Below are 25,828 nucleotides of genomic sequence, written 5' to 3'. Positions count from 1 at the left end.
GTTACTTACCCCCCTCTGTCGCGGCAGCCGGCGGAACGACCTTGCCGATCCCGTTCAGCGGCAGATAGGGCAACACGCCCTGCTTCTGGTCGATGATGACCTTGTTCGAATTCTTCAAGACGGATTCCATCGTTTCAAGGAACAGGCGTTCTCGGGTGACATCGGGCGCCTTGACGTACTGCTCGTAGACCGACACGAAGCGCTGGGCCTCACCCTCGGCTTCCTTGACGACACGGTCCTTGTAGGCAGCCGCTTCTTCGCGGTTCTGCGCCGCCTGGCCACGTGCGCCACCGAGCTTCTGGTTGGCGTACTGGTTAGCTTCTTCGACGAGGCGCTGCTTGTCCTGGTCGGCACGCTGCACTTCTTCGAAGGCATCGGCGACTTCACGAGGCGGAGCGACATCCTCGATGTTGACGCGGTTGATGGCGATACCCGAGCCGTAGCGGTCCATTGTGCCCTGGATGATGTTCTGGACTTCGCTGGCGATCGGCTGACGGTTGTCGCGGAACGCATCCTGTGCCGGACGACGGCCGACGACTTCACGCATAGCGCTCTCGGAAACCTGCTGCAGGGTTTCTGCCGGATTTTCGAGATTGAACAGATAGGCCTTGGGGTCGCTCACCGTGAACAGCACCGTAAACTGTACATTCAGGATGTTCTGGTCGCCCGACAGCATCAGGCCGGATGTGGAATTGGCACTGCCGCGTCCACCGATGCTCTGCAGCTGTTCAGTGACCTTGACGATGTTGATCTGGTCCATCGGCCAAAAGTGGAAATGAAGACCGGGAAGCGAGACTTCCTCTTTGGGCTTGCCAAAGCGCAGTTCGACGCCTCGCTCGTCCGGCTGGACGGTGTAAATGCACTGGATAAGCCAGAAAACAACGACGACCGCAGCAACAATCAGGAAAATACCGCTGTTGAAACCGCCTGGAATGATCCCCCGCAGGCGCTCCTGGCCGCGTCGGATGATGTCTTCCAGATCGGGAGGACCGCCCCCGCCGTTGCCGCGCGGACGGTTGGGACCCTTGCCCCAGGGGCCTGGCTTGTCGCCACCGCCACCATTACCGCCGCCGCTGCCACCGCCGCCCCAGGGACCGCCGCCATTCTGATTACTCCAGGGCATTAAAACCTCATCGTTCGTGGAATTCTTGACACGTTGTCCGGCCCTGGTTCCCCGCGGCAGCAACGATGCCCTCGTTATAGGTATCGGCGGTGTCGCTTTCAACGCAACCTCTGGAAGTTGGGCGGCATAATTGGAAAAATAGTTGATTTTTGGAGCTTAAATGCAGTTTCGCGTGTTTCGCGGCAAAGCCGTTGCAAACCTTGAAGCAGGCAGAACCACGCCTGTGATCCGCGCGACTTTCACCGGCGACGATACGTCACGAAGCGCGTTGCAAAGCTGTCTCGCTCGCCAGCGGGGACTGCCAACTCGGCCTCTTCCTCCCATACCGCCGGGTCGATCGCCGGGAAGGATGTGTCTCCCTCAACCTCTGTCTCGATGTGCGTCACATACATGCGTTCGGCAGTCTCCATCGCCTGGCGATAGATCTCTCCGCCACCGATGACGCAGATTTCATCCACGCCATCGAGCCTCGCCTTTTCGGAAGCCTGCGCAATCGCGTCCTGCAGCGAGTTCACGACCGTAACGTCTTCAGGAGCGAAAGTGGGGTCGCGGGTAACGATGAAGTTCGGCCTTCCCGGCAGCGGCTTGCCAATCGACTGGAACGTCTTGCGGCCCATGATGACCGGCTTTCCCGACGTCAGCGCCTTGAAGCGCTTGAGGTCGGTGGATAACCGCCATGGCATGGCGCCATCCCTGCCGATGATGCTGTTTCGCGAAATCGCGACGATGATGACCTGTCTTATGTCCGACATGGAACCTGCATCCCTTCAATCCCTCGGCAGCGCCGGCACCCATCTTGGCGCGGTCGGCCTTCCCGCCCGTTCTTACCGCACCATAATCATCGGTGCCACAAAAAGGCTCGAGCGGGGGAGCCGTCCCGCGACCGCATCGCACAAGTGGACCTTGCCTGCGAAATGCAGCATACCATTTGGTCCTTGCCTCAAGCAAAAACCGGCAATCCCGACTGGAGTTAACCGATGACAGAGAACACCGAATACAAGCCCGCAAGCGTCTGGACATGGGACAAGGCAAGCGGCGGGCGGTTTGCCAATATCAACCGGCCTATCGCCGGAGCCACCCACGAAAAAGCCCTCCCCGTTGGCAAGCATCCCCTGCAGCTCTATTCCCTGGCGACACCCAACGGTGTCAAGGTGACGGTCATGCTCGAGGAACTGCTGGCCCTCGGCCACGAAGGGGCTGAATACGATGCCTGGCTGATCCGCATTAACGAAGGCGACCAGTTCGGCAGCGACTTCGTCGACATCAATCCGAATTCCAAGATCCCGGCCCTGATGGATCGCAGCGGACCGACACCGGTGCGCGTCTTCGAATCAGGCTCGATCCTGTTTTATCTCGCCGAAAAATTCGGCGCCTTCCTGCCGACGGAACAGCCGATCCGTACGGAATGCATGTCCTGGCTGTTCTGGCAGATGGGCAGCGCCCCCTATCTCGGCGGCGGCTTCGGTCACTTTTACGCCTACGCACCGACAAAGATGGAATACCCGATTAACCGCTTCACGATGGAAACGAAACGCCAGCTGGACGTCCTCGACCGCCGGCTTGCCGACAACGAATATCTGGCCGGCTCGGACTACACCATCGCCGATATCGCGGTCTGGCCCTGGTACGGTGCGCTGGCCAAGGGCTGGCTGTATGAAGCAGCCGAGTTCCTGCAGGTCCAGGAATACAAGAACCTGCAGCGTTGGACCGACCTGATCGGCGAACGCCCCGCAGTCCAGCGCGGCCGCATGGTCAATCGCGTGTTTGGAGAACCGTCGAGCCAGTTGCATGAGCGCCACGATGCCGCCGATTTCGACACGAAGACACAGGACAAGAATCCGTCGTAAACAGTCAGAGGCAGTTTCTTACCGCCCACATGCGGCCCCGGCTTTCGGGGCCGTTCCCATCACGGGTTGGCGCGCAGATAGGCAATGACGTCCTTGATCTCGCTGTCGCTCCACAATCCCCAGAATGGCATGGTCGTGCCCGGGACTTTCTTCTTCGGGCTGAATAGAAACGCCGAAAGCGCTGCCTCGTCCCACACCAGTCCGGCAGCACCGGCATCGCTCATGGCCTTGGAATACCGGTAGCCGGCAACGGCCCCGGCAGGCCTGCCGACGACGCCCTTCAGATAGGGACCGAAGCCGTTCCTCTCGCGGTCCACAACATGGCATTGCGTACAGAGCTGGAAGACTTTCTTGCCATGCGCAAGATCCTCAGCCGACACCCCCGTCGCTCCGCCGATCATCATAGCGACGGTAAAAGCCGCCATCGGCATCTTCCGCAAAATCAAATGTCTGAGGCATTCCATTTCGCTCTGATCTCCTCGACAGCCGGTTGCAGCGGAACGTGATACGCCGTTGCAGGCTGAAAATCGCTTGGCTTTATAGTCGCAGCACCGGTGGTTTCGAAGACCCGGCGACAAAACGCCTGAAACGCGCTTTCAGAGCTGGGCTAAGCGTGGCGATATCGAAAGTGCCGGTTTCGTCTGGATTTGCACGCCTGGATAGTCCAAAACAGCAGAATGAAAACAGCAAAGAAATCGAAATTTCCAATTCGGCCGATGTCGTTCGTGCGGCATTTCCTGCAAAGTTCGTCCGCAGGCGGCATTGTTCTCATGGTGTCCGCAGTGGTGGCGCTGGCCGTCGCCAACTCGCCCCTCTATTCTGTGTATGCGGACACCCTGCATCTCTACGTCGGAGGTCTTTCGATACTTCATTGGGTCAACGATGGCCTGATGGCGATATTCTTCCTGATGGTCGGCATGGAAATCAAGCGGGAAGTTCTCGACGGCCAGTTGTCGACCTGGTCGCGCCGGATCCTGCCCGGTGTCGCAGCGATTGGCGGCATGCTGGTGCCCGCCCTCATCTATCTCTCGTTCAACCTCGGAGAAGCCGGGCATCCGAAGGGCTGGGCTATCCCGTCTGCCACCGATATCGCCTTCGCTCTCGGCGTGCTGTCACTGCTCGGGCCGGCAGTCCCGACATCGCTGCGCGTTTTCCTGACGGCCCTCGCAATCATCGACGATCTCGGCGCCGTGCTGATCATTGCCGTGTTCTATACCGGCGACCTCAATGTCTATGCACTCGGCGGCGCTGCCGTGACGCTGCTCGCGCTCGTAGCACTCAACCGCGCCGGCGTGACACGCCTGCTGCCTTACCTGGTGCTGGGCGCAATCCTTTGGTTTCTGACGCTGCAGTCGGGCATTCATGCGACGCTCGCCGGTGTCGCCCTCGCCTTCACCATTCCGCTGAGGGCTATCGCGAGTAAAACAGATACGGAAGTCTCCCCGCTGCTGACACTGGAGCACGGCATACAGCCCTGGGTCAATTTCCTGATTGTGCCGATTTTCGGGTTTGCCAATGCCGGCGTTTCCTTTGCCGGACTGTCGCTCGGTGCTTTCGTCGATCCCGTCCCGCTCGGGGTGGCGACAGGCCTGTTCGTCGGCAAGCAGCTTGGCGTCTTCGCGTTCTCAGCCGCCGTCATCCGCATGGGTTGGGCGGAATTGCCAAGGCACGCGACCTGGCTGCAACTCTACGGCGTCGCCCTTCTCTGCGGCATCGGTTTCACCATGAGCCTGTTCATCGGCCTGCTGGCCTTTGCCTCGGACCCCATGCTGCAGGATGAAACCAAGCTCGGCGTCCTGCTCGGCTCGTTCTTGTCTGCAATTGTCGGCGCGATCCTCCTCAAGACCACCGGCGGCAACGATACCCAGCCGGACAGGCCGGCAAGCGACTGATCCCTAAGCCGTGCCCGGTCGCTAAACCGCGACCGGGGCCTCGATGGCCGGATGCGGATCATAGCCGCTGACCTCGAAGTCCTCGATGCGATAGTCGTCGATACTGTCTGGATGGCGCAACAGGCGGAGCTTCGGAAACGGCCGTGGCTCGCGACTGAGGATCGTGCGGGCCAGATCGACGTGGTTGAGATAGAGGTGCACATCTCCTCCGACCCAGATCAGTTCGCCCGGCGTCATGTCCACCTGCTGGGCCACCATGTGAACCAGGGCCGCCTGCTGGGCGAGATTGAATGGATTGCCGAGGCCGACGTCACAGGAGCGCTGGCCGACCAGCAGCGAAAGCTTGCCTTTCTTGCCCGACCCCGCAGGGGCGCCCTCGTCTGCGATATTGCTGACATAGAACTGGTACGTCATATGGCATGGGCTGAGCGCCATCCGGTCCAGTTCACCGACGTTCCAGGCGTGGAACAGCATGCGCCGGCTGGAGGGATTCGACTTCAGTGTCTGGATGACGGCCGCGATCTGGTCGTGTTCCTGACCGTCCGCATCTAGCCACCGCCGCCATTGCTTGCCGTAGACAGGCCCGAGATCGCCCCACTCCTGTGCAAACGCATCGTCGCCGAGCACGCGCTCCTCGAAAGCCTCCTGCGAAATGTCTTCGCCTGTTGCCTTGCGATATTTGTCGAGCGGCCAGTCGGTCCAGATCCGGACGTTTTCGCGCAGCAGCGACTGGATGTTGGTCTGCCCGGTCAGGAACCACAGCATTTCCTTGACGGCCGTTTTCCAGAACACCCGCTTGGTGGTGTAGACCGGGAAACTTCCATCGGAGAGGTCGAAGCGCATCATCGCGCCGAACGTCGACAAGGTGCCAACGCCGGTCCTGTCGATACGGCGGTCGCCTTTTTCCAAAAGATGTTCCAGCAGATCCAGGTATTGGTATTCAGGGTGCCGGGCCATATGAGAAATCCTTTTACGTCGCCAGTTTCGTACCGTCGCGGCGCCTCAAAACCAAGCCGTGTCGGCAGTCGGGACTCGCTTCTCCCCCAGTTTCGACGCCGATCGAGAAAATGCCAAGCAATTTTGCCACGAGCTCTTCCCTCGGGCACGAGAAGACACTATATCCGTATTGCCGGTTTTCGGACCGGCTATGGCAATAAATGAGCGATGTAATAAACCTATTGGACCCGGGGGCGGTACCCGGCGCCTCCACCAAAAACCGGCCAGAGATGATCGGCTTTTGATGGGGGCGAAACAGGATCGACAAGGGTGTAAAGATCTACTTTTTGCCCGGCATTGTACCACCGTTATCGGACTAAATCTGTAGTTGCAAACACCAACTATGCGGAAGCTCGTCTCGCTGCTTAATCGCAGTGTGACACTTCAAATCAAGTCCTGAAGGTTCGCACCTTAAGGCGGGGTTCGGAGGTACCTGGCAACAGAAACCTCCACCTTCTCCCTTTTTCGGAAATCATGTATGGTCGGTCGACATGACTCGCGCGTCGGGGGTTTTCCGAATCCGCCTGCTGTGGCATAGAGCCTTGAAGACGGCCAACGAAAGACGGGAAAGCATGGGGCAGGATCATATCCGCTACGATATTCTGGCACAGGACGCTCTGCGCGGAGTTATCCGTAAGGTTCTGACCGAGGTCGGTACGACCGGCCGCCTGCCCGGCGACCACCACTTCTTCATCACCTTCCTGACCGGCGCCGCTGGCGTTCGCATCTCCCAGCATCTGAAGTCGAAATATCCGGAACAGATGACCATCGTCATCCAGCACCAGTTCTGGGAACTGAAGATCACCGAGACCCATTTCGAGATCGGCCTGTCGTTCTCGGACGTACCGGAAAAGCTGGTGGTGCCTTTCAACGCCATCCGCGGTTTCTATGACCCGTCGGTGAATTTCGAGCTCGAATTCGACGTGCCTCTCAGCGACGAGGAAGAATTGCCGAGCGGCGAGATCACCGCATATCCCGTCAATACGGATACACCGGTCGAGCACATCGCCACCAACGAAAGCGAGCCGAAGAAGCCCGGCTCCGTCGTGTCGCTGGATGCATTCCGCAAGAAACAGTGAAATCAAGGCTTCAGGCGATGCGTTGGGGAGCGGATCGATGACTGCAGAGATCGTCAACCTGAAACAGTTTCGAAAGCAGCAGGCACGCTCCGACAAGGAGAAGCAGGCCGAGCAGAACCGCATCACTTTCGGCCGCACCAAGAGCGAAAAGAAGCTGACGACAACGCTCAACGACAAGGCTAGCAAGGCGCTGGACGACGGACATATCGAGCAGCCGTCGACTGACAAATAAGCCGCAAGCTTGGCGGGTCCACGCAGTCAAATACGTCAGGTCGATCGATTTACAGTCGTTTCCGAAAAAGCGTCCACCAGGCCATCATGATCCGCAAACACTCCGCCACGCTCCATGGCCACCGCACCAGCTTCACGCTGGAGGATGGTTTCTGGGACGAACTGAAGCTGATTGCCAATGCACGTGGCCTGTCGCAGGCCGCACTTATCGCTGAAATCGACGATAGGAGATCTCCGGAAAGCAACCTGTCGTCAGCACTGAGGCTCCATGTCCTTCAATGGCTGAAGGATGCTACCAGAAAAGAGTGACGACCGGCGACTGCCCCGCCTGATCAGAACTTTTGCGGTGGAGTGGAAAAATCCGGAACAGTCAGCGGCGCCGGTAAAGGTGGCTGCTGCTGCGATTTGGCTTTCTGTTCGGCATCGGCTTTTGCCTTGGCCTCAGCTTCAGCCCGTGCCGCCTCGTTTGCCTGAAATTTCGCCAAGGCCTCAGCACGTGCCTTCGTTGCCGCTTCGATCTTGGCCTTTACGGCGGCATCGGCCTTCGCCTTTTCTTCCGCCTGCGCCTGCGCTTCGGCCTGTGCCTTGGCCGCAGCGTCGGCTTCAGCCTTGGCGGCGGCATCGGCTTCCGCCTGCAGCTTCGCCTTCGTTGCCGCCTCCGCCTGTCGTTGTGTCTCAGCCTGTTCGGCCAGCATTCTCAGGCGCTCCTCCTCGGCCTTGCGCTGCTCCTCGATGACTGCATCCTGCTGGCGCTTGATATCGCGCTCGGTGGCTGCGAATTTCGTGAGCGCCACCTCGCGCCTCAACCGCTGCTTTTCCAGCACACCAGATTGCAGCCGCTCGACCCGGCGTCGTTCGCGCTCGAAAGCCCGCAACGACAGGAAGCTGGTGACAGCGCTGGAATCGACGCTGCGGGTCGGTGTTGCCAGCGGACCGGTGAAGCCAAGACGCAGCGCCGGATCGGCACCACTGACAGCATCGGCGCCGGCATTGAGCGAAATGGCGAGCGCACCGCGGATGGTCTCGTCGGACAGGTTAATATCGGCATTGCCGGTCAGTTGCGCCGTATCGGTCATGGCAACGACATTGTCGATCCGCACCCGTCCGCCCGAAATATTGAGCGGCATCGTCAGCGGCTTCAACACCGCATCGCCGTTGTTCAGCAGCGTCTGGACGATCGGCTCCACCTTGTCGGCGGTCACGGCGCCCTGGATCTGGTCGGTGGCCGACAGCAGCGATGGCAGGATGCCGAGATTGAGGCCACGAATACGCGTTTCGCCGAGCATCACCTGTCCGGAGCCGCTCGCCGAGGCCGCGAGGTCGCTGACGCTCTTGCCGCTTGCCTCCATGTTAAGCGAGAGCCCTGCCCGACCGGTCGCCACAGGGGCGCCGTCGCGCTGCCAGCCGATGACGGCCAGATCGGGGTTGCCGAGATCGATCTTCGTCTGCAGCAAGGCATTGCCATCATTGTTGGCAAGCAGCAGGCGACCGCCGATCGTTCCACCGCTCCATTTGCCCGCCATGTCGTTGAACTGCAGGGCATCGCCCTTGTAGGACATGTTGGTGGTGAAATCGGATACGGGACCGAAAATGCCGGGCCACATCTGCTTAGCCGACAGTTTTATGTTGATGTCGGTGCCGGTAAACATCGGCAGTCCCAGCTTGGCTCTCGTCAGGCTGCCATCGGCCGGGTCCGTCATCGGGCCGAAGATGGCCTCTCCGAGCCACTCGAGATCGGCTTCCGTCATGGCAATGTCGCCGCTCGCCTTGATGTTGGGTGCCTTGCGGTCGAAGGCCAGCTTGCCGGTCACGCCGTTGCTGGCGAATTGTCCCTTGATGTCGGAGAACGCCACCTTGTCCGAATCGATCGTCGCGGTGGTCTGGAGTTTCGCCGGCAGGCCGGTGCCCATCTGCGGCATGCCGATGCCGTTCATGACCAGATACGGATCGAGATCGGCGCTCTCCATCGACAGCGCCATCGTCCCGTTGAGGAACGTCGCCGGCCGGACATCGACCTTGCCGTTGGCAGTAAACGACGTCTTGTCCGTGGCAAATGTCAGGGCCGCATCGGCCGGGTCGTTATCGGTCGCCGACACCTTCAGAGTCAGGCGTCCGTTGGCATCGGCATCGACGGGCAGCGGATCGAGGCCCGCCTGGCCGAACAGGATCGAAGTGACCGAATTCTCAAGCGTCGCCTCAAGCGTCGTCGTACCCTTGCCGGTCAGCGCCAGAAGGTCGGACATGCGGTAGTCGAGGTTGACGCGGCTGCCGTTGGAAACGCCGGCCAGCGTCAGTGCCAGCCCGTTGCCCTGGTCCCCGCCCAGCGTCAGCGCACCGCGAAGGGCCGTATTGCCATACCATGCACCATTGCGTACCAGGCGGTCGACAACCGGGTGATGTGGCAGGTGCTGACTGAGCATCGTAAAGAACAAGGTCGGATCGGCAGCCTTGAAGGTGATTTCGCCCGATCCCTTGTATTCGAGCAGAGAGCCTGACGCGCGCCCGGTGGCGGTAATCTCTGCGCCGGCAACGTCGCGCACGAACAACTTGTCAAGCTTCAATGCTCCATCGGCAATGCCGAACGTGGTCTCGACATCGCTGGCGGCGATGCCGAAGGCGGAGAACTTGTCTGCTTTCAGATGGGCGTTGATCTTGTGATCGAGAATGTTTTCACCCGGTTCCTGTCCGGTAAACAGGCCGGTCAGGGCGCGCAGCGCGTCGAGATCGAGGGAATCGCCATTGAGATCGACAGCCAGCGTCGGCGCCTGGTTTTCCGGCAGCTGGCGATCCAGCCGCCCTTTCAGCGTCGCTTCGCCGATGGCAATCTCGAGGTTGTCGAAACGCTGCCGCAAATGGGTCAGGTTGACGTCGGCGGAAAAGCCGGCGGCCTTCAACTCGCGAATGGACGGATCGACGGTGCCAGACAGCCAAGTGGCGAGCCCCGAAGGCTGGCTGGAGGCCACCAGCAGGTTGCCAGTGAAGTTCGGGTCGCCTTGCAGCAGCAACTTGCCCTTGGCTTCAACCTGCGTGCGGCCGGGGAGCGTGCCGACTGCCTTGTCGACAGTCCAGCCGGCGCCCGCCGGTTCGAGATCGAGCTGCACGTCGCGCAATGTCGTGTCGCCGGCAACGATTGCCGGCAGGCGTACCGTTGCCTTGCCCGGCACCTGCGGCACCGGTATCTCAGCGGCGATGGCAATGAGGTTGCTCAGCCTTTGCCGCGCGGAAACTGCGGGGTTGCGCGTCGTCTTGCCTTCGCTGCCCTGATTTCCGAGCCGGTTGACGTCGATCTGCTGTCCGTCCGCCGTCAGCAGGAACTCCGGCTTTGGCCCGGTATCGAGCGTTGCCTCGCCGGTGATGACATAAGGGTCGTCGGAAGCACCGAGCTCCAGGCGGTATTCGGGAATACGAATGCGGTCGTTAGTGAGTTCGAACTTGCCCTTGGCCCGCGGCTCGCTCGATTTGGCGTCGCCCGATACCTTGCGCGCCTGCCGGGTTTCGATGCCGGCCGAGAAGGTACCGAGGTAATCGGGCTTGCTCGCCACCAGCTTCAATTCGCCATCGAGATCGATGCTGACCGGGTGGCTTTGCGGCACCAGGCGCGTGCGGACCTTAAGCACGCCGTCGTCATCCGGCTGGCTGCTGGCGATTGTGAACTTTCCCTGCTCGCCATCGAGCGCCGCCTCGCCTTCGACCCGCCACGGGCCGGCCAGCGATTTCGCGGACATCTCTGCATTGAGATCGGTAATATGTCGCGTGCGCCCGGATTGCTCGTCGATGAACTCGACCGAGCCGCCATCCACATGGACGTTTTCGAGCACCACGGATTTCGCCGGTATTTCCGACTGGCTGCCGCGCATCCAGTCCAGCGTACCATCCTTCAGCAGCCGGAGGCGGACTTTCGGCTGGGAGATGCGCATGTCGAAGATCAGCGCCTCGCCAGACAGGAAAGGCGCAAGCTCGGCATCCATCGCAAATTCTGAAATCTGCACAATCGGCGTCCCGTCCGGCTCTTGCCCGACGCGAACGTCATGCAGCGTGACTGAGGGAAACGGCAGCAGGCGGGCATCGACGGAACCATGAACGGTGACCTTCTTGCCGATGATGCGGCTGGCCTGTTCCTCGAAACTTTGCCGGAATCCGGTCCAGTCGATGAAGAGCGGCGCCAGCAGCGCCACGAACAGCACCACCACCAGAACGCCACCCAGAAAGACCAGGACCTTGCCTAACAACGCGTTGAATCTCCATTCCTCATGCCCGTCACGACACTAGCGCCATTCGCGTCGGGGGCAAGGCAAACTCATGGTAATATTCCATTTTTCAGTCTGCATGAAAGATTTTGCCGGGATTGAATATGCCATCGGGATCGAGACCGCGCTTGATCTGGCGCATCAGGTCGACGGCGCCGCCGAGCTCCTGCTCGAGAAACGCCATCTTGCCCTGGCCGATGCCATGTTCGCCCGTGCAGGTGCCGTCCATCGACAACGCCCGCGCATTGAGACGCGCGACAAATCCCTCGGCAACGGCGACACCTTCGGGCGTCTTGTCGTCGAACAGCAGCAGGACGTGGAAGTTTCCATCACCGGCGTGCCCGACGATCGGCCCCAGCAGTCCATGCGCCTCGATATCGGCCTGTGTTTCGACGACGCACTCGGCAAGCCTCGAAATCGGCACGCAGACGTCCGTCGACAAGGCCGCCATTTCCGGCGCCAGCGCGCGGCAGGCCCAGTACGCATCGTGACGGGCCTTCCAGAGCTTGTTGCGCTCCTCGACATTGACGGTCCATTGAAACTCGTCCCCGCCACATTCGGCAGCGATCTCACCGAATTCAGCCGATTGCAGCGGCACCGTTTCCTCCGTGCCATGAAATTCCAGGAAAAGCGTCGGCCGCTCGGGATAGGACAGGCCGGAGTAGCGGTTGCAGGCACGAACCTGCATGCTGTCCAGCAATTCGATGCGGGCAACGGGAATGCCCATCTGGATGGTCATGATGACGGCGTCACAGGCCGCCTTGATGGTCGGGAAGGCGCAGACGCCACCGGCGATCTTCTGCGGAATGCCCTGCAGCCGCAGCGTCACCGATGTCAGGATACCGAGCGTCCCCTCGGATCCGACGAACAGCCGGGTCAGGTCGTAGCCGGCAGAGGATTTGCGGGCCCGGCGAGCGGTGCTGATCTCCTCGCCGGACGCCGTTACAGCGGTCACAGCCAGAACATTGTCCTTCATCGTCCCGTAGCGCACCGCATTGGTGCCGGAGGCGCGGGTCGACGTCATGCCGCCGATCGAGGCATTGGCGCCGGGATCGATGGGGAAGAACAGGCCGGTATCGCGCAGGTAGACGTTGAGCTCCTCGCGCGTCACGCCCGGCTCGACGACGCAATCGAGATCCTCCGCATTGACTGCAAGAACCTTGTTCATCCGACTCATATCTATCGATATTCCGCCATTCGGCGCATTGATCTGGCCTTCCAGCGACGAGCCCGTGCCGAACGCGATGATGGGCACCTTGTGCTCGGAACAGGCGCGCACGGCAGCCTTGACGTCGTCGCTGCTCTCGGCAAAAAGCACGCCGTCGGGCAGCTGCGAGGGAATGTATGTCGTAGTGTGCGCGTGCTGGGCACGAAAGGCATCGCCCGTCTGGAAACGGTCGCCGAAAGCCTGCTTCAGAATGCCGAGAACGGCAGTAACGCCCGCCTCGTTGCGTGTTCCTGCTCTTGCATCCGCCAGCGCCATTGCGTGATCTCCCATGCGATCTCGGCAGGACCTGCGAGGCCCCGAAGGGCTTCTATGAGACAAGCGATCCGTCCTGTCCAGCCCAACGTCGGGTCCAGCGGTCTCATGGAACGACACCGGACCTTGCTCTCCGGCAGATCGGAATTGCGGCTGCATCCGACAACCGCCCCAGCGTTAGAGAACCGAAATATTGCACAAAATCGCGGCATATGCGTTTGCGGCAGGCCGCATTTGGGCTCGTCGGAGAGCCCGGACCCGCTACATCGCACCCGTCCCGGCGCCCTTCGTCTGGCACGCGAATTGCGTAGGCCTTCTTGATTTTTCATTCGAGTTTAAAAGGACAAGCCTATGAAACGCCAACAGTTCCTCCTCATGGCCGCACTCGCGATGATGACGGTCGGTACCGTCTCCGCTCCCCATGCGGCGCGCGCCGATGCCCTCAGCGACATCACCGCCCGTGGATCGATCCGCGTTGCCGTGCCGCAGGACGCACCGCCGTTCGGCACTGTCGGCCCGGACATGGAACTGCAGGGCCTCGACATCGACATGGCGAAACTCATCGCCTCCAAGCTGGGCGTCAAGGCGGAACTGGTGCCGGTGACGCTGCCCAACCGCATCCCCTACCTGCAGACCAACAAGGCCGACATCGTCATCTCCAGCCTCGGAAAGAACCCGGATCGCGAGAAGGTCATCGACTTCACCTCCGCCTATGCGCCCTTCTTCAACGGCGCCTTTGCCCCAGCCGACCTGAAGATCACGTCCGCTGCCGATCTCTCGGGCAAGACGGTTGCCGTGGCCCGCGGCGCCATCGAGGACCTCGCCCTGACGAAGATCGCCCCGCCGGATGCCATCATCAAGCGCTTCGAGGACAATAATGGCACGATCTCGGCCTTCCTTTCGGGCCAGGTCCAGGTCATCGTGACAGGCAACGTCATTGCCGCTGCGATCCTCGAAAAGAACCCGCCGAACCGTCCGGAACTGAAGTTCCTGATGAACAAGTCGCCCTGCTATATCGGCCTCAACAAGAACGAGGACGCCCTCAAGGGCAAGATCAACGAGATCATCGCGGCTGGCAGGGCCGATGGATCGATGAACAAGATCACCCAGAAATGGCTGCACCAGGACATCCCGGCAGACCTCTGACCGCTCCCTGATTAAGGCTGGCGCCCCTGCGGCGTCGGCCTCCCGACCGGAAGCGGAGGAACCTGGATGCACTACCATTTCGACTTCGCCTGGCTTGGCGAATACTACCCCATGCTGATCAAGGGCGTCGGCATCACGCTGGAACTGACCGCCGTCGGCGCGGTCTTCGGCATCGCGCTCGCTATCGCCTGCGCATGGGCCCGCTCGCTCGGCCCCCGCTGGCTGAGGCCCATCGTCGTTCCCTATGTCGAGTTGATCCGCAACACGCCCTTCATCGTCCAGCTGTTCTTCATCTTCTTCGGCCTGCCCGGCATCGGCATCAAGCTCGGGGAAATGCAGGCAGCCAATTTCGCCATGGTCATCAATCTCGGCGCCTATGGTTGCGAGATCATCCGGGCCGGCATCCAGGCGACACCGCGCGGCCAGTTCGAGGCGGGCGCCAGCCTTGCGATGACGCCGTTCCAGACATTCTGGCATGTGATCCTCGTCCCGTCGCTGCAGCGCATCTGGCCAGCCCTGTCGTCGCAGATCATCATCGTCATGCTCGGCTCCGCCGTCGTCTCACAGATCGCCGCCGAAGACCTGACCTTTGCCGCAAATTTCATCCAGTCCCGCTCGTTCCGCGCCTTCGAGGCCTATTTCGTCTCGACGACCATCTACCTGCTGCTGGCAATCATCCTGCGCCAGCTCCTGTCTGGCCTCGGCCGCATCCTCTTTCCGCGCAGGAGCATCCGATGATCCAGTTCACCACCTGGGATATCGTCCGCAACCTTCTCTACGCCACCCGCTGGACCATCCTCCTGTCGCTGGTCTCTTTCGTCGGCGGCGGCCTGCTCGGCATGGTGCTGCTCTATCTGCGCACCGGCAAGCGGCGGATGGCGCGGATCTTCGTCAAATATTACGTCGAACTGTTCCAGGGCACCCCGCTGTTGATGCAGCTGTTCCTCGCCTTCTTCGGCATGGGCCTGTTCGGCATCGATGTCCCGGCATGGCTTGCAGCCGGCGTCGCGCTCATCCTCTGGTCGGCCGCTTTCCTAACTGAAATCTGGCGCGGTTGCGTCGAGTCCGTCGTCAAGGGCCAGTGGGAGGCATCCGCCAGCCTCGGCATGGGATACGCCCAGCAGATGCGCCACGTGATCCTGCCGCAGGCGCTGCGCGTCGCGGTGCCGCCGACCGTCGGCTTTTCCGTGCAGGTGGTGAAAGGCACGGCGCTGACATCGATCATCGGCTTCGTCGAACTGTCGAAGGCCGGCACCGCCATTACCAATGCCACCTTCGAGCCGTTCACCGTCTACGGTTTCGTCGCCCTCATCTATTTTGCCCTCTGCTGGCCTCTGTCGAAGAGCAGCCAGATCCTGGAAAGGAAGCTCAATGTCGCTCATCGAAATCACTGAAGTGCGCAAGAGCTTCGGCACCAACGAAGTTCTGAAGGGCATCAATATCGACGTCGAACCCGGCGAGGTCATCGCCATCATCGGCAAGAGCGGGTCGGGGAAATCCACCCTCTTGCGCTGCATCAACGGCCTGGAACTTATCGATGACGGATCGATCTCCGTCGCCGGTGCCCAGTTCCTGCCGGACGAATTGCATCTGAAGGCGCTGCGGCTGAAGGTCGGCATGATCTTCCAGCAGTTCAATCTCTTTCCGCACCTGACAGCCGGCCGCAATGTCATGCTGTCGCAGACGGTGGTGCGAAAGACGTCGAAGGCCGACGCAGAAGCCATGGCCCGAAAGATGCTTGAACGCGTCGGCCTCGCCCACAAGTTCGATGCCTATCCCGACGAGCTATCCGGCGGCCAGCAGCAGCGCGTCGCCATCGCCCGGGCGCTGGCGATGCAGCCGATCGCGCTGCTCTGCGACGAGATCACCTCGGCGCTCGACCCGGAGCTCGTGTCGGAAGTGCTGGCCGTGGTCCGCGAACTCGCATCCGAAGGCATGACGCTGCTGATGGTCACCCACGAGATGAAGTTCGCCCGCGACGTCTGCTCGCGCGTCGTCTTCATGCACGAAGGCCGAGTCCACGAAATAGGCCCTCCCGCGGAGTTCTTCAGCAACCCCAAAACGCTGGAACTGAAGCAGTTTCTGGGGATGCTGTGAGCAGACAGCCTAAGGCAGCATCGGCGGATTGAGCCGCGCAAACCCCTCCTGCCGGCGGTATGGATAGTAGGGATAAGGCGCTGCGAGAGCACTTGCCGCATCGAGGCGGGCAATCTGCTCGGTGGTCAGGCTCCAGCCGACAGCACCGAGGTTTTGCCGGAGCTGTTCCTCGTTTCGCGCCCCGATGATGACGCTTGAAACAGTTGGCCGGCTGAGCAGCCAGTTGATTGCGATCTGAGGCACCGAACGCCCGGTTTCCTCGGCGATCCCGTCGAGGACATCGACGATGTCGAAAAGCTTGTCGTCATCAACGGGCGGTCCGAACTCTGCCGTCTGGTGAAGCCTGCTGCCTTCCGGCAAAGGCTGGCCACGGCGGATCTTGCCTGTCAGCCGCCCCCAGCCGAGCGGGCTCCAGACGAGCGCACCGACACCCTGGTCTGCGCCGAGCGGCATCAGCTCCCATTCGTAGTCGCGGCCAACCAGCGAGTAATAGACCTGGTGCGCGACATAACGAGGATGGCCGCCCCGGTCGGCTGCCGCCAGCGATTTCATCAGCTCCCATCCGGCAAAGTTCGAGGCGCCGACATAGCGGACCTTGCCCGATGAGATGAGATCGTCCAGCGTCGACAGCACCTCCTCCACCGGCGTATGGGCATCGAATGCGTGGAGCTGCAGCAGGTCGATGTAATCCGTGCCGAGCCGGCGCAACGCATCTTCTGTCGTGCGGATCAACCGCGAGCGCGAGGTGCCGGCATCGTTCGGTCCGTCGCCCATCGGCAGCGCCATCTTTGTCGATATCAGCACGCTGTCGCGGCGGCCACGGATCGCCTGCCCCAGCACTTCCTCCGAGGCACCCGCCGAATAGACGTCCGCCGTGTCGAACAGGTTGAGGCCAGCTTCCAGGCAGATGTCGATGAGGCGGCGGGCTTCGACGACGCCAGTCGTCCCCCAGGCACCGAACAGCGGGCCGCTGCCGCCAAACGTCGCCGCGCCAAAGCTCAAGGCGGGAACTTTCAGGCCGGATCGGCCGAGATATCTGTAGTCCATGGTCGTCTCCTTGCGTTTCGTCAAAGGTAGATTGCAACGACGATGTGAACTAGACTGCCGCAACGATCAGCATTCATGAGTTGAATTCACAGTGAGCAAGACCGACGTAAACCGTTCCGGCGAAATGGAGATCTTTGTCCGGGTGGTTGATCTCGGCGGATTTTCGGCTGCCGCCCGCGCCAGCCGCCTCACCCCGTCGGCAGTCAGCAAGCTCATGACGCGGCTTGAGGGGCGGCTCGGTACCAGACTGCTCAATCGCTCCACTCGCACGCTGCAGCTGACAACGGAAGGCAGCCTCTTCTACGACAGCAGCGTCCGGATACTTGCCGACATTGCCGAGGCGGAACGCAACGCCTCGGTCGGAGAATTGGCGATCGGCCGCATACGCATCAACACGAGCGCGTCTTTTGCCAATCATGTCCTTGCGCCACTCATCCCGCAATTTCTGCGGCTTTATCCCGAAGTCACACTCGAGATTACCGTTACCGACGCGGTCGTCGACCTCATGGCCGAAAATGCAGATGTGGCGATACGGGCTGGTCCGATGAAGAGTTCGCAGCTGGTCGCGCGCAAGCTTGGTGGCACGTCGATGGCGATCGTCGCCACGCCGGACTATCTTCAGGAGCATGGCACGCCGCGCACGCCAGCCGATCTCGACAGCCACCGGAAGATCGCCTTTTCCTATCGGCGTGCCGTTGCCGGCTGGCCGTTGATGGTGGACGGCAAGAGCGTCACGAAAAAGCTGGTCAACACGCTCGAGGCGAGCGATGGCGAGGCCATGCGACATCTTTGCCTGGCCGGCGGCGGCCTCGCGCGTCTGGCAAGCTTTACGATCCTAAACGATCTGGCCGCTGGACGCCTGGTCGTCGTGCTCGATGACTGCAACCCCGGCGACATCGAGGCGTTCCACGCCGTCTATATCGGCGAAGGCGGCCCAGTCCCAGCGCGGGTTCGTGCTTTGCTGGATTTTCTGGCCGAGCACGTCAGGCTGTCATAGGCAAGGTATAGTGCGTCGCAAATGCGAGGCTGAGACGACTGCGCAAGATCGTTGCTCCATTCCGTCAGAAGCGATATCTGCGGGAGACGCCTGCATCGATCGAAACGATACGAATGCACGACAGCACCAGCTCGAAAAATTGACCGAGGATATATGGCCCGCAAGAACAGAGACGACTTTGAATCATCGAACGCGGAGCCGGAGCCAACGATTTGCCCGCTCTGCGAGCGCGTGATCCCGGACGATCAGAAGGACGCCCACCATCTCGTCCCGAAGAGCAAGGGCGGCAAGGAAACCGTCTGCCTGCACCGCGTCTGCCACAACCAGATCCATGCAATCTTCACGGATAGCCAACTCGCCAAGAAGTTCAGCACGATCGAGGCCATTCTCGAGGATCCGGCTGTGCAGACTTTCGTGGCGTGGATCAAAAGCAAGCCGCCAGGATTTGCAGACCTGGCCAAGGAGTCCGGACAAGCCTCGGGCCGTGGGCGCAAACGGTAGTATCCGGGAGCACAGGCCATGACCCTCGATGAGCTCGTCACCCGCTATCGCCCGCATCTGGACGATGAATCCGTCGGGGTCCGGCGGAGCTGGGAGGAGATGTTTACCTACACGCTCAAGCTCTATCCGAGGGACACCCCTCTGGAAGCCTTCGATGTGCATAGCCTTGAGCAAAAGCTGATCTCTGCACGCCTGCACCCGCCCGTCGTCAACGGTTACGTCAAACGCTGGGCGGATTTGCTCGCGCGCGCACAGGACCTCTGATCTACAGCAGGATGAGTTCAGCCCGTCAGGGGCGGCGCGGGTCCTGCCTGCGCACGCCCTACATCGGCAATCAGCCGTTCTGGGTGATCGGCGCTATCTGGATTTCGACGCGACGGTTCTGCGCGCGGCCGGCTTCCGACGCGTTGCTGGCGACCGGCTGTGTCGGGCCGAAGCCGACGGCGGAGACGCGGCGCGGATCGATGCCCTGGGTGCCGAGATAGCCGGCAACCGAGTCTGCGCGACGCTCCGAGAGCTCCTGGTTATGCTGCATGCTGCCGGTCGAATCCGTATGGCCGTTGACGTCGATCAGCGTTTTGTTGAACTTGCGCAGAACGATTGCCACCGAGTTCAGCGTCTGGTCGAACTCCGGCTTTACGTAATACTGGTCGGTATCGAAGGTGATCGCCGACGGCATGTTGAGAATGATACGGTCGCCAGTGCGCGTGACGGAAACGCCGGTGCCCTGCAGCTGCTGGCGCAGTTCCGATTCCTGCTGGTCCATGTAATTGCCGATAGAACCGCCGGCGAGAGCGCCGATGCCTGCTCCGATCAGCGCCGCATTGCGCCGTCCGACAGGTGAGCCGCCGACGGCAAGGCCCGCAATCGCCCCGAGCCCCGCGCCGATGGCAGCGCCACCCGCAGTGTTCGAAACCTTCTGCTCGCCCGTGTAGGGATCGGTGGTCGTGCAGGCATTCAGGAAGGCAGCCGAGACGGCGAGTAGGACGAATTTCTTGATCATGGACGAGGGCCTCTGCTTCGATGACGAGACGTGTATCAAGGATTGCGGCAATATCATGAAAAATAATGACAGCCCCTTGTCAACGCACAGATTTGCCCCATGAGCGTCGTTGCGAACCATAGGCCGTAGTCGATGCGCGGGGACATTGCCGCGCGGGCGACGACAGGTCACCGCGCCCTGCCGTCTCCGAATCGCGCGCTGGGGCGGCTCCGATAGCGGGCGGGATGGCAATAAGGGAATGAAAGCAGAACATCTTTTCTGGCCTTTCGAATCCGAATCACTACATTACGCGACATGACGATAGGACACGACGACATTCCCTTCTTCGACGAAGAGCCCGAGCACGCCGAGCCAAGGCGCCACGAGCCGGCTGCAGCCCGCCCGCAGGCTGCTGGCGGCATTGCCGCGCGCGCCATGGCAGCGCGCGATGTCGGCCGCGTGCCGGATTACCTCGCCGGCCTCAACGCCGAGCAGACAGAGGCTGTCGAGACGCTGGAGGGGCCGCTGCTGGTACTGGCCGGCGCCGGCACCGGCAAGACCCGTGTGCTCACCACCCGTATCGCCCATATCCTGTCGACCAACCGCGCCTTCCCCAGCCAGATCCTGTCGGTGACCTTCACCAACAAGGCGGCGCGCGAGATGAAGGAGCGTGTTGCGCTGCTCGTCGGTGGCGCCGTCGAAGGCATGCCATGGCTCGGCACCTTCCACTCGATCGGCGTCAAGCTGCTCCGCCGTCACGCGGAACTGGTCGGCCTGACATCGGATTTCTCCATCCTCGATACCGACGACGTCGTTCGCCTGATCAAGCAGATCATCCAGGCCGAGGGCCTCGACGACAAGCGCTGGCCGGCAAAGCAGTTCGCCGGCATGATCGACGGCTGGAAGAACAAGGGCCTGACACCGCCCGATATTGCCGAGGGCGATGCCCGTGCTTTTGCCAACGGCAAGGGCCGCGAACTCTACGCTGCCTACCAGGCGCGGCTGAAGACGCTGAACGCCTGCGATTTCGGCGACCTGCTGCTGCATCCGATCACCATGTTCCGCCAAAACCCGGATGTGCTGAAGGATTATCACCAGCGCTTCCGCTATATCCTCGTCGACGAGTACCAGGACACCAACACCGCCCAGTACATGTGGCTGCGGCTGCTCGCACAACGGCCGAAAGGCGAGATGCAGAATGTCTGCTGCGTCGGCGACGACGACCAGTCGATCTACGGCTGGCGCGGCGCCGAGGTCGACAACATCCTGCGCTTCGAGAAGGATTTTCCGGGCGCCAAGGTGATCAAGCTCGAGCGCAATTACCGCTCGACCGAGCACATCCTCGGCGCCGCTGCCCATCTGATCGCCCACAACGAAGGCCGGCTCGGCAAGACGCTTTTCACCGACCGCAGCGATCCAGAAGACGCCAAGGTTCAGGTTCACGCCGCCTGGGACTCGGAAGAGGAAGCCCGGGCGCTGGGCGAAGAGATCGAGCAGCTGCAGCGCGGCGGCCACGCGCTGAACGACATGGCGATCCTCGTGCGCGCCTCGTTCCAGATGCGCGAGTTCGAAGACCGCTTCGTCACGCTCGGCCTCAACTACCGCGTCATCGGCGGCCCACGCTTCTACGAGCGCATGGAAATCCGCGATGCCATGGCCTATTTCCGCCTCGTCTGCCAGCCGGCCGACGACCTCGCCTTCGAGCGCATCGTCAACACGCCGAAACGCGGTCTTGGCGACACGACCGTGCGCGCCCTGCACGACTATGCCCGCGCCCGCAATATACCCATGCTGGCCGCGGCAGCCGACATCATCGAAACCGACGAGATGAAGCCGAAGCCGCGCAAGGCTTTGTACGACGTCGTGATGTCCGTCCGCCGCTGGCAGGAACGGCTCGAAAACGCACCCCACACGCAGCTTGCCGAGCAGATCCTTGAGGAATCCGGCTACACCGACATGTGGAAGAACGACAAGTCGGCTGAAGCGCCGGGCCGCCTCGACAACCTGAAAGAACTGATCCGCTCGATGGACAGCTTCGAGAGCATGCGCGGCTTCCTCGAACACGTCTCGCTGGTCATGGACGCCGAAAACAACGAGAACCTCGATGCTGTCTCGATCATGACGCTGCATTCCGCCAAGGGGCTGGAATTCAAGACGGTCTTCCTGCCCGGCTGGGAAGAAGGCCTGTTTCCCCACCAGCGCTCGCTCGACGAGAGCGGACGGGCGGGCCTAGAAGAGGAACGCCGGCTTGCCTATGTCGGCCTGACGCGGGCAAAACGCCTCTGCCACATCTGGTTCGTCTCGAACCGCCGCATCCACGGCCTCTGGCAATCCACCCTGCCCTCCCGCTTCCTCGACGAGTTGCCGAATACCCACGTGTCCGTCGCCGAGACCGAGCAATCCTACGGCGGCTATGGGCGCAGCGCCTACGGCCAGTCACGCTTCGACAAGGCCGAGCCATTCTCCAACAGCTACGGCACGCCGGGCTGGAAACGCGCCCAGGCCAACAAGACCGATGCAACGCGCGACAACTGGGGCTCGCGCTCCGGCCACGCGGTCGAGCGCATCGGCTACGGCGAAAGCGGCCCGAAGGCGCGCACCATCGACGGCGAACTGGTGGCAAAGTCGACCACCGACACGCCCTCGCGCTTCACAGTCGGCGAGCGCATCTTCCACATCAAGTTCGGCAACGGCAATATTTCAGCTATCGAAGGTAACAAGCTGACCATCGAATTCGACAGGGCCGGGCAGAAGCGGGTGCTGGACGGGTTTGTGGAGAGGGTGTGAGGGCGAAAGCGCGCTGTGGCGAGTAACCCCGTGGCGGATGTCGGCCCGTTGGGGACATTTTACGAATTCGAAGAATAGCTATTTAGCTCTGCGTCCAACGAATTCCGCAAACCGTCCTGCTTCGCCGTTAGCCTTAGGTAATCCAAGATCTCGACGATATATCCGGGATACGATATCCAACGATCTGGCGCAATCAGGACCTAATATTGAAGCGGTGTGGCAAAATGTAGGACGACACGGCACCTGAGGGCTGGGCGTGATCGCTGCGTCTTAATTGCGCCGCCGCCTTAATGAATAATGCAATCCCCGCGGCTTTCGCCGTTCTTGTCTGTATCCAGATAGCTCAGGTAGTCGATCAACATCTCGCTGCGCTGCTCAGCAAAATCATAGCCGCCAGCATTGGCAAGCATTTCCGTGAGCGCGGTGTCAGGGATCTCGCAACCCCGCCTGCGTTTTTCGAACGCCCCCAACCTTAGGCGTGCTCGATCAAGCGCGCTCTGCTTCGCCCGACGATCTTCATTAGCCCTATCGGCAAGCGTCTTTAGTGCCTTTTCAGCGGCCTGCCGCGCTACAGGGTTGGGCCAGATCTCGCCAGCCATGTCGATCGCCTCGGCCTCACGTTCGAGGCCCGGCCCCGCCTCGCTGCCATCATATTTTTCGAGATACCAAGTCAGTGCCTTGCTTCTGTCGGTATCGTAGAAGGCATCTTCACGGTGAACCTCCATAAATTCGGCAAACGACTGCTGAAGGAACTCCATGCCATAAATGCCCTTTTCAGCAATGTCGCTGAGCATCATCGCTGACTGCTGTACAGGCAGTCGGGCGAACACCTTCACCGCCTGATCGTGTTGACCGGCCTCTTCGAAGTGCAACGCCAGCGGTTGTATCAGACCCTCTGCAACTTCGCTGCGGATCACGCCAACAACGAAGGCCTGTTCCTGCGGGTTCTTGTATTTTTCTTTGGCCTCGCGCACATCCGTCTGCATCTGCGCCAGGACAGGATCAACAAGGTCAAGCGCAGCCTGCTCGCCTCGGCAAGCAAGCACACCAGTGGTCTGCCGAGACCAGTCTATCGCCTGTTTCTCTCTCTCCAGCTTCCAGCCCTGCTTCTCCTTCTCAAGCAGTGCGAGGATGCGCTCCCCTGGCTCATGATTGCCGTTATCACAGAAACGTGCAGCGGCCCGGCTCAGCCCCTCCCTCGGATCATAAGTCGCGGACTGCGGAAAATTATAGCGGCTGGCATAACGCTCCAGCGCATCCACATCATTATTTGCCATCCAGTCGAAAACCAGCGTGACGGTATCGAACGCATCGTTCCAGAGCATCTCTACGTGCTCGTCCCAAAGAGAAAGCGTAGCCGCGCGTTCTTTCTTAAGCAAAACGGGAAAGGCGAACTCAACGAAGTCGGCAAAGTTCGTCCTATCAGGCCCCTCTTGGCTGTCCAAAGCTTCCTCAAGGAGGTCAGCAGTCAGCCAGTCCGATGGAAGGAGAGGCCAGCTGGTCTTGTCTAGAGTGGCGAAGAAAGCCTCATCTGCTCCCGCCGCCTGCCAGCGTTGCCGAACCGCCTGCCACTGATCTGGCGGAACAAGCGCATAAAGCCTGCCGGCCCGCGTTGCATGTGGAGCGGCTTCGGCAATCGGATCGCGGCTGCTGAAATCCTTGATCGCTATGTCGAGTGCTACATCGAGGACACATTGTCGATCTTTAGGCTGGCAGAAGACGGCCCTGCTGCCAAAGGCGTCAAAAATGCCTGCGTTGGCGAACTGCGTTACGCAGAAAAACGATAATATGTTTGCAAAAAGGAGGGCAATCAGGAGACGATACTTCCGGAGAGGCAACCTTTTTGCAACGCGCATTATCGAGGTCACCCCATCCAGCCTGTCTGCTCATCGCACCTTCAGAGGCACCAAATAAGGTGCTTGTTCAGCATGACAAGGTCAGGGTGGGGACAGAATGACTGCAATTGGTGGTTGGCTCAACTGATCGCGGCAACACACTCACCGAAGCAGCCGTGGCCGCTCCAAGCGAAGCAGACACGCGACCTTTGCGATAAAGCTAGCGATGGTAAGGTACCGGATAATTGTCAAGGTGCAGCATTATGACCGGCCGACGGTGTCACCACCTTGCATATCCATAGAAGCTGATCCGCAGTCCTCGAGAAAAAATCACAGCATCTTGCGCAGGAAGAACCGCTGCATCTCGCCCGGATAGTGATCGAGCACGCCGAAGACGGTATAGCCTTGCTTCTCGTAGAAGCCTGGCGCCTGAAAGCTGAACGTATCCAGCCAGACGCCAACGCAGCCTCGCTCTCTGGCCCAGCCTTCCGCCTGTTGCAGCATCCTCGCACCAAGGCCTTGGCCGCGAAAGGCTTCGGGGACCACGAGCAATTCCACGAAAAGCCAGTCATAGCTGTAGCTCGCCCATAGACCACCCTGCACCGTTCCAGCCTCGTCGCGCAGCAGGATTGCGAGTGGGCCCCATGGCCCATCCACCTTTGAAGCATTGTAGTCGATCAGCGGTTGGCGAATTGCGTTGTAATCGTCATCGCTGGGCTGGGTGACAAGCTCGAGGTCAAGGGCAGACATGTCGTTCTCCCGTGGGTTGGCTAGGAACATTCCCGCAGGCAGCGGTCAGGTTCCGTAGAACGCCCTGTGATAGACCACAACGCCTTGTCGCGTCTCATCTTCAAAGTCGAGTCTTTGGAAATATTCCGCCGGGACTCCGGGAAAGCGCAAAGCGGGGTCGGCCTTGAACCCGAAGCGGGCATAGTAGCCGGGGTCGCCGAGGACGACACATCCAGCCGCGCCACGGGTTTTTATCTGGTCAAGTCCAGCTTCGATAAGCCTCCCTCCGAGGCCCTGTCGCCGCTTGTCGGGTCGCACGGCGACCGGCCCGAGCCCGTACCAGTTGACGGCTTGGCCATGGATTTCGACTGGAGAAAAGGCGACACGGCCGACAATTTCTCCATCCTTTTCTGCCACCAGCGACACCGTTAAAGCGCCTCCGGCTCTAAGGCCGTCAACAATAGCGCCTTCCGCGCCATCGCTGTGGGGAGCGCCGTCGAATGCGTTGGTGACGAGCACGCGGATCGGCTGAATGTCGTTGGCATTTTCGGGTCTGATGATCATCTGACGCTTGTAGCAGACAACAGAAAAACGGCAAAGAAGCAACAGCTTAGCGCAGTTTCAGTACCCTACTCTGCCGCTGAATTACCATCAGCCGCCACCGGTTCGACACCCCCAAGCCTCAATCCTGACGCTATGCTGCACTGCAAAAAACACAATGCTGCGGTGCTACCAATTGTCGCTGACTGCTTTATATCGTCGCCTACGGCCCTGCCTCCCGCGCTCTTTTGCGGATTTTCAGCGGGCCGCTG

24 protein-coding genes and 1 other RNA gene are annotated in these 25,828 nt (G+C 60.9%); 14 read left to right on the top strand and 11 right to left on the bottom strand.

The features are described 5' to 3' along the window. Nucleotide 1 precedes the first annotated feature (1 nt). The gene (gene hflK / locus J5278_RS08590) at nucleotides 2-1,123 is read right to left on the bottom strand and encodes an FtsH protease activity modulator HflK (protein WP_209184029.1); all 1,122 of its coding nucleotides are present in this window, start codon (nucleotides 1,121-1,123) and stop codon (nucleotides 2-4) included. A 239-nt stretch (nucleotides 1,124-1,362) separates the two neighbouring features. Then, nucleotides 1,363-1,875 carry a dihydrofolate reductase gene (locus tag J5278_RS08585; RefSeq protein WP_209184030.1) on the bottom strand — a complete coding sequence of 171 codons (513 nt, stop codon included), beginning with the start codon at nucleotides 1,873-1,875 and terminating at the stop codon, nucleotides 1,363-1,365. A 225-nt stretch (nucleotides 1,876-2,100) separates the two neighbouring features. On the opposite strand from J5278_RS08585, the gene yghU reads away from it, so the two are divergent. Further along, nucleotides 2,101-2,970 carry a glutathione-dependent disulfide-bond oxidoreductase gene (yghU, locus tag J5278_RS08580; RefSeq protein WP_111222893.1) on the top strand — a complete coding sequence of 290 codons (870 nt, stop codon included), beginning with the start codon at nucleotides 2,101-2,103 and terminating at the stop codon, nucleotides 2,968-2,970. Between the two features lie 59 nt (nucleotides 2,971-3,029). Here yghU and J5278_RS08575 read toward each other — a convergent pair whose 3' ends face one another. Further along, nucleotides 3,030-3,395 (bottom strand): cytochrome c family protein, encoded by a 366-nt coding sequence (locus J5278_RS08575; protein ID WP_247749108.1) that lies wholly within the window; start codon nucleotides 3,393-3,395, stop codon nucleotides 3,030-3,032. A 252-nt stretch (nucleotides 3,396-3,647) separates the two neighbouring features. Between J5278_RS08575 and nhaA the strand changes: the two genes are divergently transcribed. Continuing rightward, the gene (gene nhaA, locus J5278_RS08570) at nucleotides 3,648-4,862 is read left to right on the top strand and encodes a Na+/H+ antiporter NhaA (RefSeq protein ID WP_209184031.1); all 1,215 of its coding nucleotides are present in this window, start codon (nucleotides 3,648-3,650) and stop codon (nucleotides 4,860-4,862) included. 21 nt (nucleotides 4,863-4,883) lie between these two features. Here the strand turns inward: nhaA and J5278_RS08565 are convergent, their stop codons facing one another. Next, complete coding sequence (locus J5278_RS08565) at nucleotides 4,884-5,819, bottom strand: thymidylate synthase (protein WP_209184032.1); 936 nt, start codon at nucleotides 5,817-5,819, stop codon at nucleotides 4,884-4,886. Nucleotides 5,820-5,951: 132 nt separating this feature from the next. Here J5278_RS08565 and ssrA point away from each other — a divergent pair. The 4 genes from ssrA to J5278_RS08545 all read left to right on the top strand — a co-directional run bounded on the left by ssrA (nucleotide 5,952) and on the right by J5278_RS08545 (nucleotide 7,477). Next, nucleotides 5,952-6,312, top strand: a transfer-messenger RNA (tmRNA) gene (gene ssrA / locus J5278_RS08560). 118 nt (nucleotides 6,313-6,430) lie between these two features. Beyond that, the gene (locus J5278_RS08555) at nucleotides 6,431-6,937 is read left to right on the top strand and encodes an SspB family protein (protein ID WP_142823604.1); all 507 of its coding nucleotides are present in this window, start codon (nucleotides 6,431-6,433) and stop codon (nucleotides 6,935-6,937) included. 37 nt (nucleotides 6,938-6,974) lie between these two features. Further along, entirely contained in the window at nucleotides 6,975-7,169 is a 195-nt protein-coding gene (locus tag J5278_RS08550; protein WP_142823157.1) for a DUF4169 family protein, read from the top strand. 86 nt (nucleotides 7,170-7,255) lie between these two features. Next, entirely contained in the window at nucleotides 7,256-7,477 is a 222-nt protein-coding gene (locus J5278_RS08545) for a ribbon-helix-helix domain-containing protein (protein ID WP_209184033.1), read from the top strand. A gap of 23 nt (nucleotides 7,478-7,500) precedes the next feature. Here the strand turns inward: J5278_RS08545 and J5278_RS08540 are convergent, their stop codons facing one another. Together J5278_RS08540 and J5278_RS08535 are read right to left on the bottom strand one after the other, a co-directional pair. Then, complete coding sequence (locus tag J5278_RS08540; protein WP_209184034.1) at nucleotides 7,501-11,397, bottom strand: AsmA family protein; 3,897 nt, start codon at nucleotides 11,395-11,397, stop codon at nucleotides 7,501-7,503. A gap of 88 nt (nucleotides 11,398-11,485) precedes the next feature. Next, complete coding sequence (locus tag J5278_RS08535) at nucleotides 11,486-12,898, bottom strand: FAD-binding oxidoreductase (protein WP_209184138.1); 1,413 nt, start codon at nucleotides 12,896-12,898, stop codon at nucleotides 11,486-11,488. 348 nt (nucleotides 12,899-13,246) lie between these two features. Here J5278_RS08535 and J5278_RS08530 point away from each other — a divergent pair, with 348 nt between their 5' ends. The 4 genes from J5278_RS08530 (at nucleotide 13,247) to J5278_RS08515 (ending at nucleotide 16,138) form a co-directional block, all read left to right on the top strand. Further along, a complete protein-coding gene (locus J5278_RS08530) occupies nucleotides 13,247-14,041 on the top strand; it encodes a transporter substrate-binding domain-containing protein (protein WP_209184035.1) in 795 nt (264 codons plus the stop codon). A gap of 66 nt (nucleotides 14,042-14,107) precedes the next feature. Then, nucleotides 14,108-14,779 carry an amino acid ABC transporter permease gene (locus tag J5278_RS08525; protein ID WP_209184036.1) on the top strand — a complete coding sequence of 224 codons (672 nt, stop codon included), beginning with the start codon at nucleotides 14,108-14,110 and terminating at the stop codon, nucleotides 14,777-14,779. Then, nucleotides 14,776-15,435 carry an amino acid ABC transporter permease gene (locus J5278_RS08520; protein WP_111222884.1) on the top strand — a complete coding sequence of 220 codons (660 nt, stop codon included), beginning with the start codon at nucleotides 14,776-14,778 and terminating at the stop codon, nucleotides 15,433-15,435. The genes J5278_RS08525 and J5278_RS08520 overlap by 4 nt, the downstream gene beginning before the upstream one ends. Then, nucleotides 15,413-16,138, top strand: a complete 726-nt coding sequence (locus J5278_RS08515; protein ID WP_209184037.1) for an amino acid ABC transporter ATP-binding protein — start codon at nucleotides 15,413-15,415, stop codon at nucleotides 16,136-16,138. The genes J5278_RS08520 and J5278_RS08515 overlap by 23 nt, the downstream gene beginning before the upstream one ends. A gap of 9 nt (nucleotides 16,139-16,147) precedes the next feature. Here the strand turns inward: J5278_RS08515 and J5278_RS08510 are convergent, their stop codons facing one another. Further along, nucleotides 16,148-17,185: an aldo/keto reductase gene (locus J5278_RS08510; protein ID WP_209184038.1), complete on the bottom strand. Its 1,038-nt coding sequence runs from the start codon at nucleotides 17,183-17,185 to the stop codon at nucleotides 16,148-16,150. A 91-nt stretch (nucleotides 17,186-17,276) separates the two neighbouring features. Between J5278_RS08510 and J5278_RS08505 the strand changes: the two genes are divergently transcribed. The 3 genes from J5278_RS08505 to J5278_RS08495 all read left to right on the top strand — a co-directional run bounded on the left by J5278_RS08505 (nucleotide 17,277) and on the right by J5278_RS08495 (nucleotide 18,947). Beyond that, nucleotides 17,277-18,182 (top strand): LysR family transcriptional regulator, encoded by a 906-nt coding sequence (locus J5278_RS08505; protein ID WP_209184039.1) that lies wholly within the window; start codon nucleotides 17,277-17,279, stop codon nucleotides 18,180-18,182. 153 nt (nucleotides 18,183-18,335) lie between these two features. After that, nucleotides 18,336-18,683: an HNH endonuclease gene (locus tag J5278_RS08500; RefSeq protein WP_209184040.1), complete on the top strand. Its 348-nt coding sequence runs from the start codon at nucleotides 18,336-18,338 to the stop codon at nucleotides 18,681-18,683. An 18-nt stretch (nucleotides 18,684-18,701) separates the two neighbouring features. After that, nucleotides 18,702-18,947: a hypothetical protein gene (locus tag J5278_RS08495; protein WP_209184041.1), complete on the top strand. Its 246-nt coding sequence runs from the start codon at nucleotides 18,702-18,704 to the stop codon at nucleotides 18,945-18,947. Between the two features lie 70 nt (nucleotides 18,948-19,017). Here J5278_RS08495 and J5278_RS08490 read toward each other — a convergent pair whose 3' ends face one another. Further along, complete coding sequence (locus tag J5278_RS08490) at nucleotides 19,018-19,686, bottom strand: OmpA family protein (RefSeq protein WP_142823167.1); 669 nt, start codon at nucleotides 19,684-19,686, stop codon at nucleotides 19,018-19,020. Nucleotides 19,687-19,980: 294 nt separating this feature from the next. Here J5278_RS08490 and J5278_RS08485 point away from each other — a divergent pair, with 294 nt between their 5' ends. Next, complete coding sequence (locus tag J5278_RS08485; protein WP_209184043.1) at nucleotides 19,981-22,452, top strand: ATP-dependent helicase; 2,472 nt, start codon at nucleotides 19,981-19,983, stop codon at nucleotides 22,450-22,452. 287 nt (nucleotides 22,453-22,739) lie between these two features. Here J5278_RS08485 and J5278_RS08480 read toward each other — a convergent pair whose 3' ends face one another. From J5278_RS08480 to J5278_RS08470, 3 genes are all read right to left on the bottom strand, one after another. Next, on the bottom strand, nucleotides 22,740-24,308 hold the full coding sequence (locus J5278_RS08480; protein ID WP_142823169.1) for a hypothetical protein: 1,569 nt from the start codon (nucleotides 24,306-24,308) through the stop codon (nucleotides 22,740-22,742). 309 nt (nucleotides 24,309-24,617) lie between these two features. Then, complete coding sequence (locus J5278_RS08475) at nucleotides 24,618-25,037, bottom strand: N-acetyltransferase (RefSeq protein ID WP_209184044.1); 420 nt, start codon at nucleotides 25,035-25,037, stop codon at nucleotides 24,618-24,620. Between the two features lie 45 nt (nucleotides 25,038-25,082). Continuing rightward, nucleotides 25,083-25,580 (bottom strand): GNAT family N-acetyltransferase, encoded by a 498-nt coding sequence (locus J5278_RS08470; protein WP_209184045.1) that lies wholly within the window; start codon nucleotides 25,578-25,580, stop codon nucleotides 25,083-25,085. Nucleotides 25,581-25,828: the final 248 nt, after the last annotated feature.

The sequence above is a fragment of the Rhizobium sp. B21/90 genome, from assembly GCF_019355815.1.
GTDB classification, from domain to species: Bacteria; Pseudomonadota; Alphaproteobacteria; order Rhizobiales; family Rhizobiaceae; genus Rhizobium; species Rhizobium rhododendri.
The sequence above is the reverse complement of the archived record's forward strand: the minus strand, read 5'-3'. Positions and strand labels throughout refer to the sequence as shown.

Bases quoted from the DNA above. Each gene is read 5' to 3' on its own strand.
- nhaA (WP_209184031.1), top strand. From the start codon at position 3,648: ATGAAAACAGCAAAGAAATCGAAATTTCCAATTCGGCCGATGTCGTTC.
- J5278_RS08510 (WP_209184038.1), bottom strand. From the start codon at position 17,185: ATGGACTACAGATATCTCGGCCGATCCGGCCTGAAAGTTCCCGCCTTG.
- J5278_RS08575 (WP_247749108.1), bottom strand. From the start codon at position 3,395: ATGGCGGCTTTTACCGTCGCTATGATGATCGGCGGAGCGACGGGGGTG.
- J5278_RS08545 (WP_209184033.1), top strand. From the start codon at position 7,256: ATGATCCGCAAACACTCCGCCACGCTCCATGGCCACCGCACCAGCTTC.
- J5278_RS08475 (WP_209184044.1), bottom strand. From the start codon at position 25,037: ATGTCTGCCCTTGACCTCGAGCTTGTCACCCAGCCCAGCGATGACGAT.
- J5278_RS08490 (WP_142823167.1), bottom strand. From the start codon at position 19,686: ATGATCAAGAAATTCGTCCTACTCGCCGTCTCGGCTGCCTTCCTGAAT.
- J5278_RS08515 (WP_209184037.1), top strand. From the start codon at position 15,413: ATGTCGCTCATCGAAATCACTGAAGTGCGCAAGAGCTTCGGCACCAAC.
- J5278_RS08500 (WP_209184040.1), top strand. From the start codon at position 18,336: ATGGCCCGCAAGAACAGAGACGACTTTGAATCATCGAACGCGGAGCCG.
- J5278_RS08470 (WP_209184045.1), bottom strand. From the start codon at position 25,580: ATGATCATCAGACCCGAAAATGCCAACGACATTCAGCCGATCCGCGTG.
- J5278_RS08565 (WP_209184032.1), bottom strand. From the start codon at position 5,819: ATGGCCCGGCACCCTGAATACCAATACCTGGATCTGCTGGAACATCTT.
- J5278_RS08480 (WP_142823169.1), bottom strand. From the start codon at position 24,308: ATGCGCGTTGCAAAAAGGTTGCCTCTCCGGAAGTATCGTCTCCTGATT.
- hflK (WP_209184029.1), bottom strand. From the start codon at position 1,123: ATGCCCTGGAGTAATCAGAATGGCGGCGGTCCCTGGGGCGGCGGTGGC.
- J5278_RS08550 (WP_142823157.1), top strand. From the start codon at position 6,975: ATGACTGCAGAGATCGTCAACCTGAAACAGTTTCGAAAGCAGCAGGCA.
- J5278_RS08555 (WP_142823604.1), top strand. From the start codon at position 6,431: ATGGGGCAGGATCATATCCGCTACGATATTCTGGCACAGGACGCTCTG.
- J5278_RS08530 (WP_209184035.1), top strand. From the start codon at position 13,247: ATGAAACGCCAACAGTTCCTCCTCATGGCCGCACTCGCGATGATGACG.
- J5278_RS08520 (WP_111222884.1), top strand. From the start codon at position 14,776: ATGATCCAGTTCACCACCTGGGATATCGTCCGCAACCTTCTCTACGCC.
- yghU (WP_111222893.1), top strand. From the start codon at position 2,101: ATGACAGAGAACACCGAATACAAGCCCGCAAGCGTCTGGACATGGGAC.
- J5278_RS08585 (WP_209184030.1), bottom strand. From the start codon at position 1,875: ATGTCGGACATAAGACAGGTCATCATCGTCGCGATTTCGCGAAACAGC.
- J5278_RS08485 (WP_209184043.1), top strand. From the start codon at position 19,981: ATGACGATAGGACACGACGACATTCCCTTCTTCGACGAAGAGCCCGAG.
- J5278_RS08525 (WP_209184036.1), top strand. From the start codon at position 14,108: ATGCACTACCATTTCGACTTCGCCTGGCTTGGCGAATACTACCCCATG.
- J5278_RS08495 (WP_209184041.1), top strand. From the start codon at position 18,702: ATGACCCTCGATGAGCTCGTCACCCGCTATCGCCCGCATCTGGACGAT.
- J5278_RS08535 (WP_209184138.1), bottom strand. From the start codon at position 12,898: ATGGCGCTGGCGGATGCAAGAGCAGGAACACGCAACGAGGCGGGCGTT.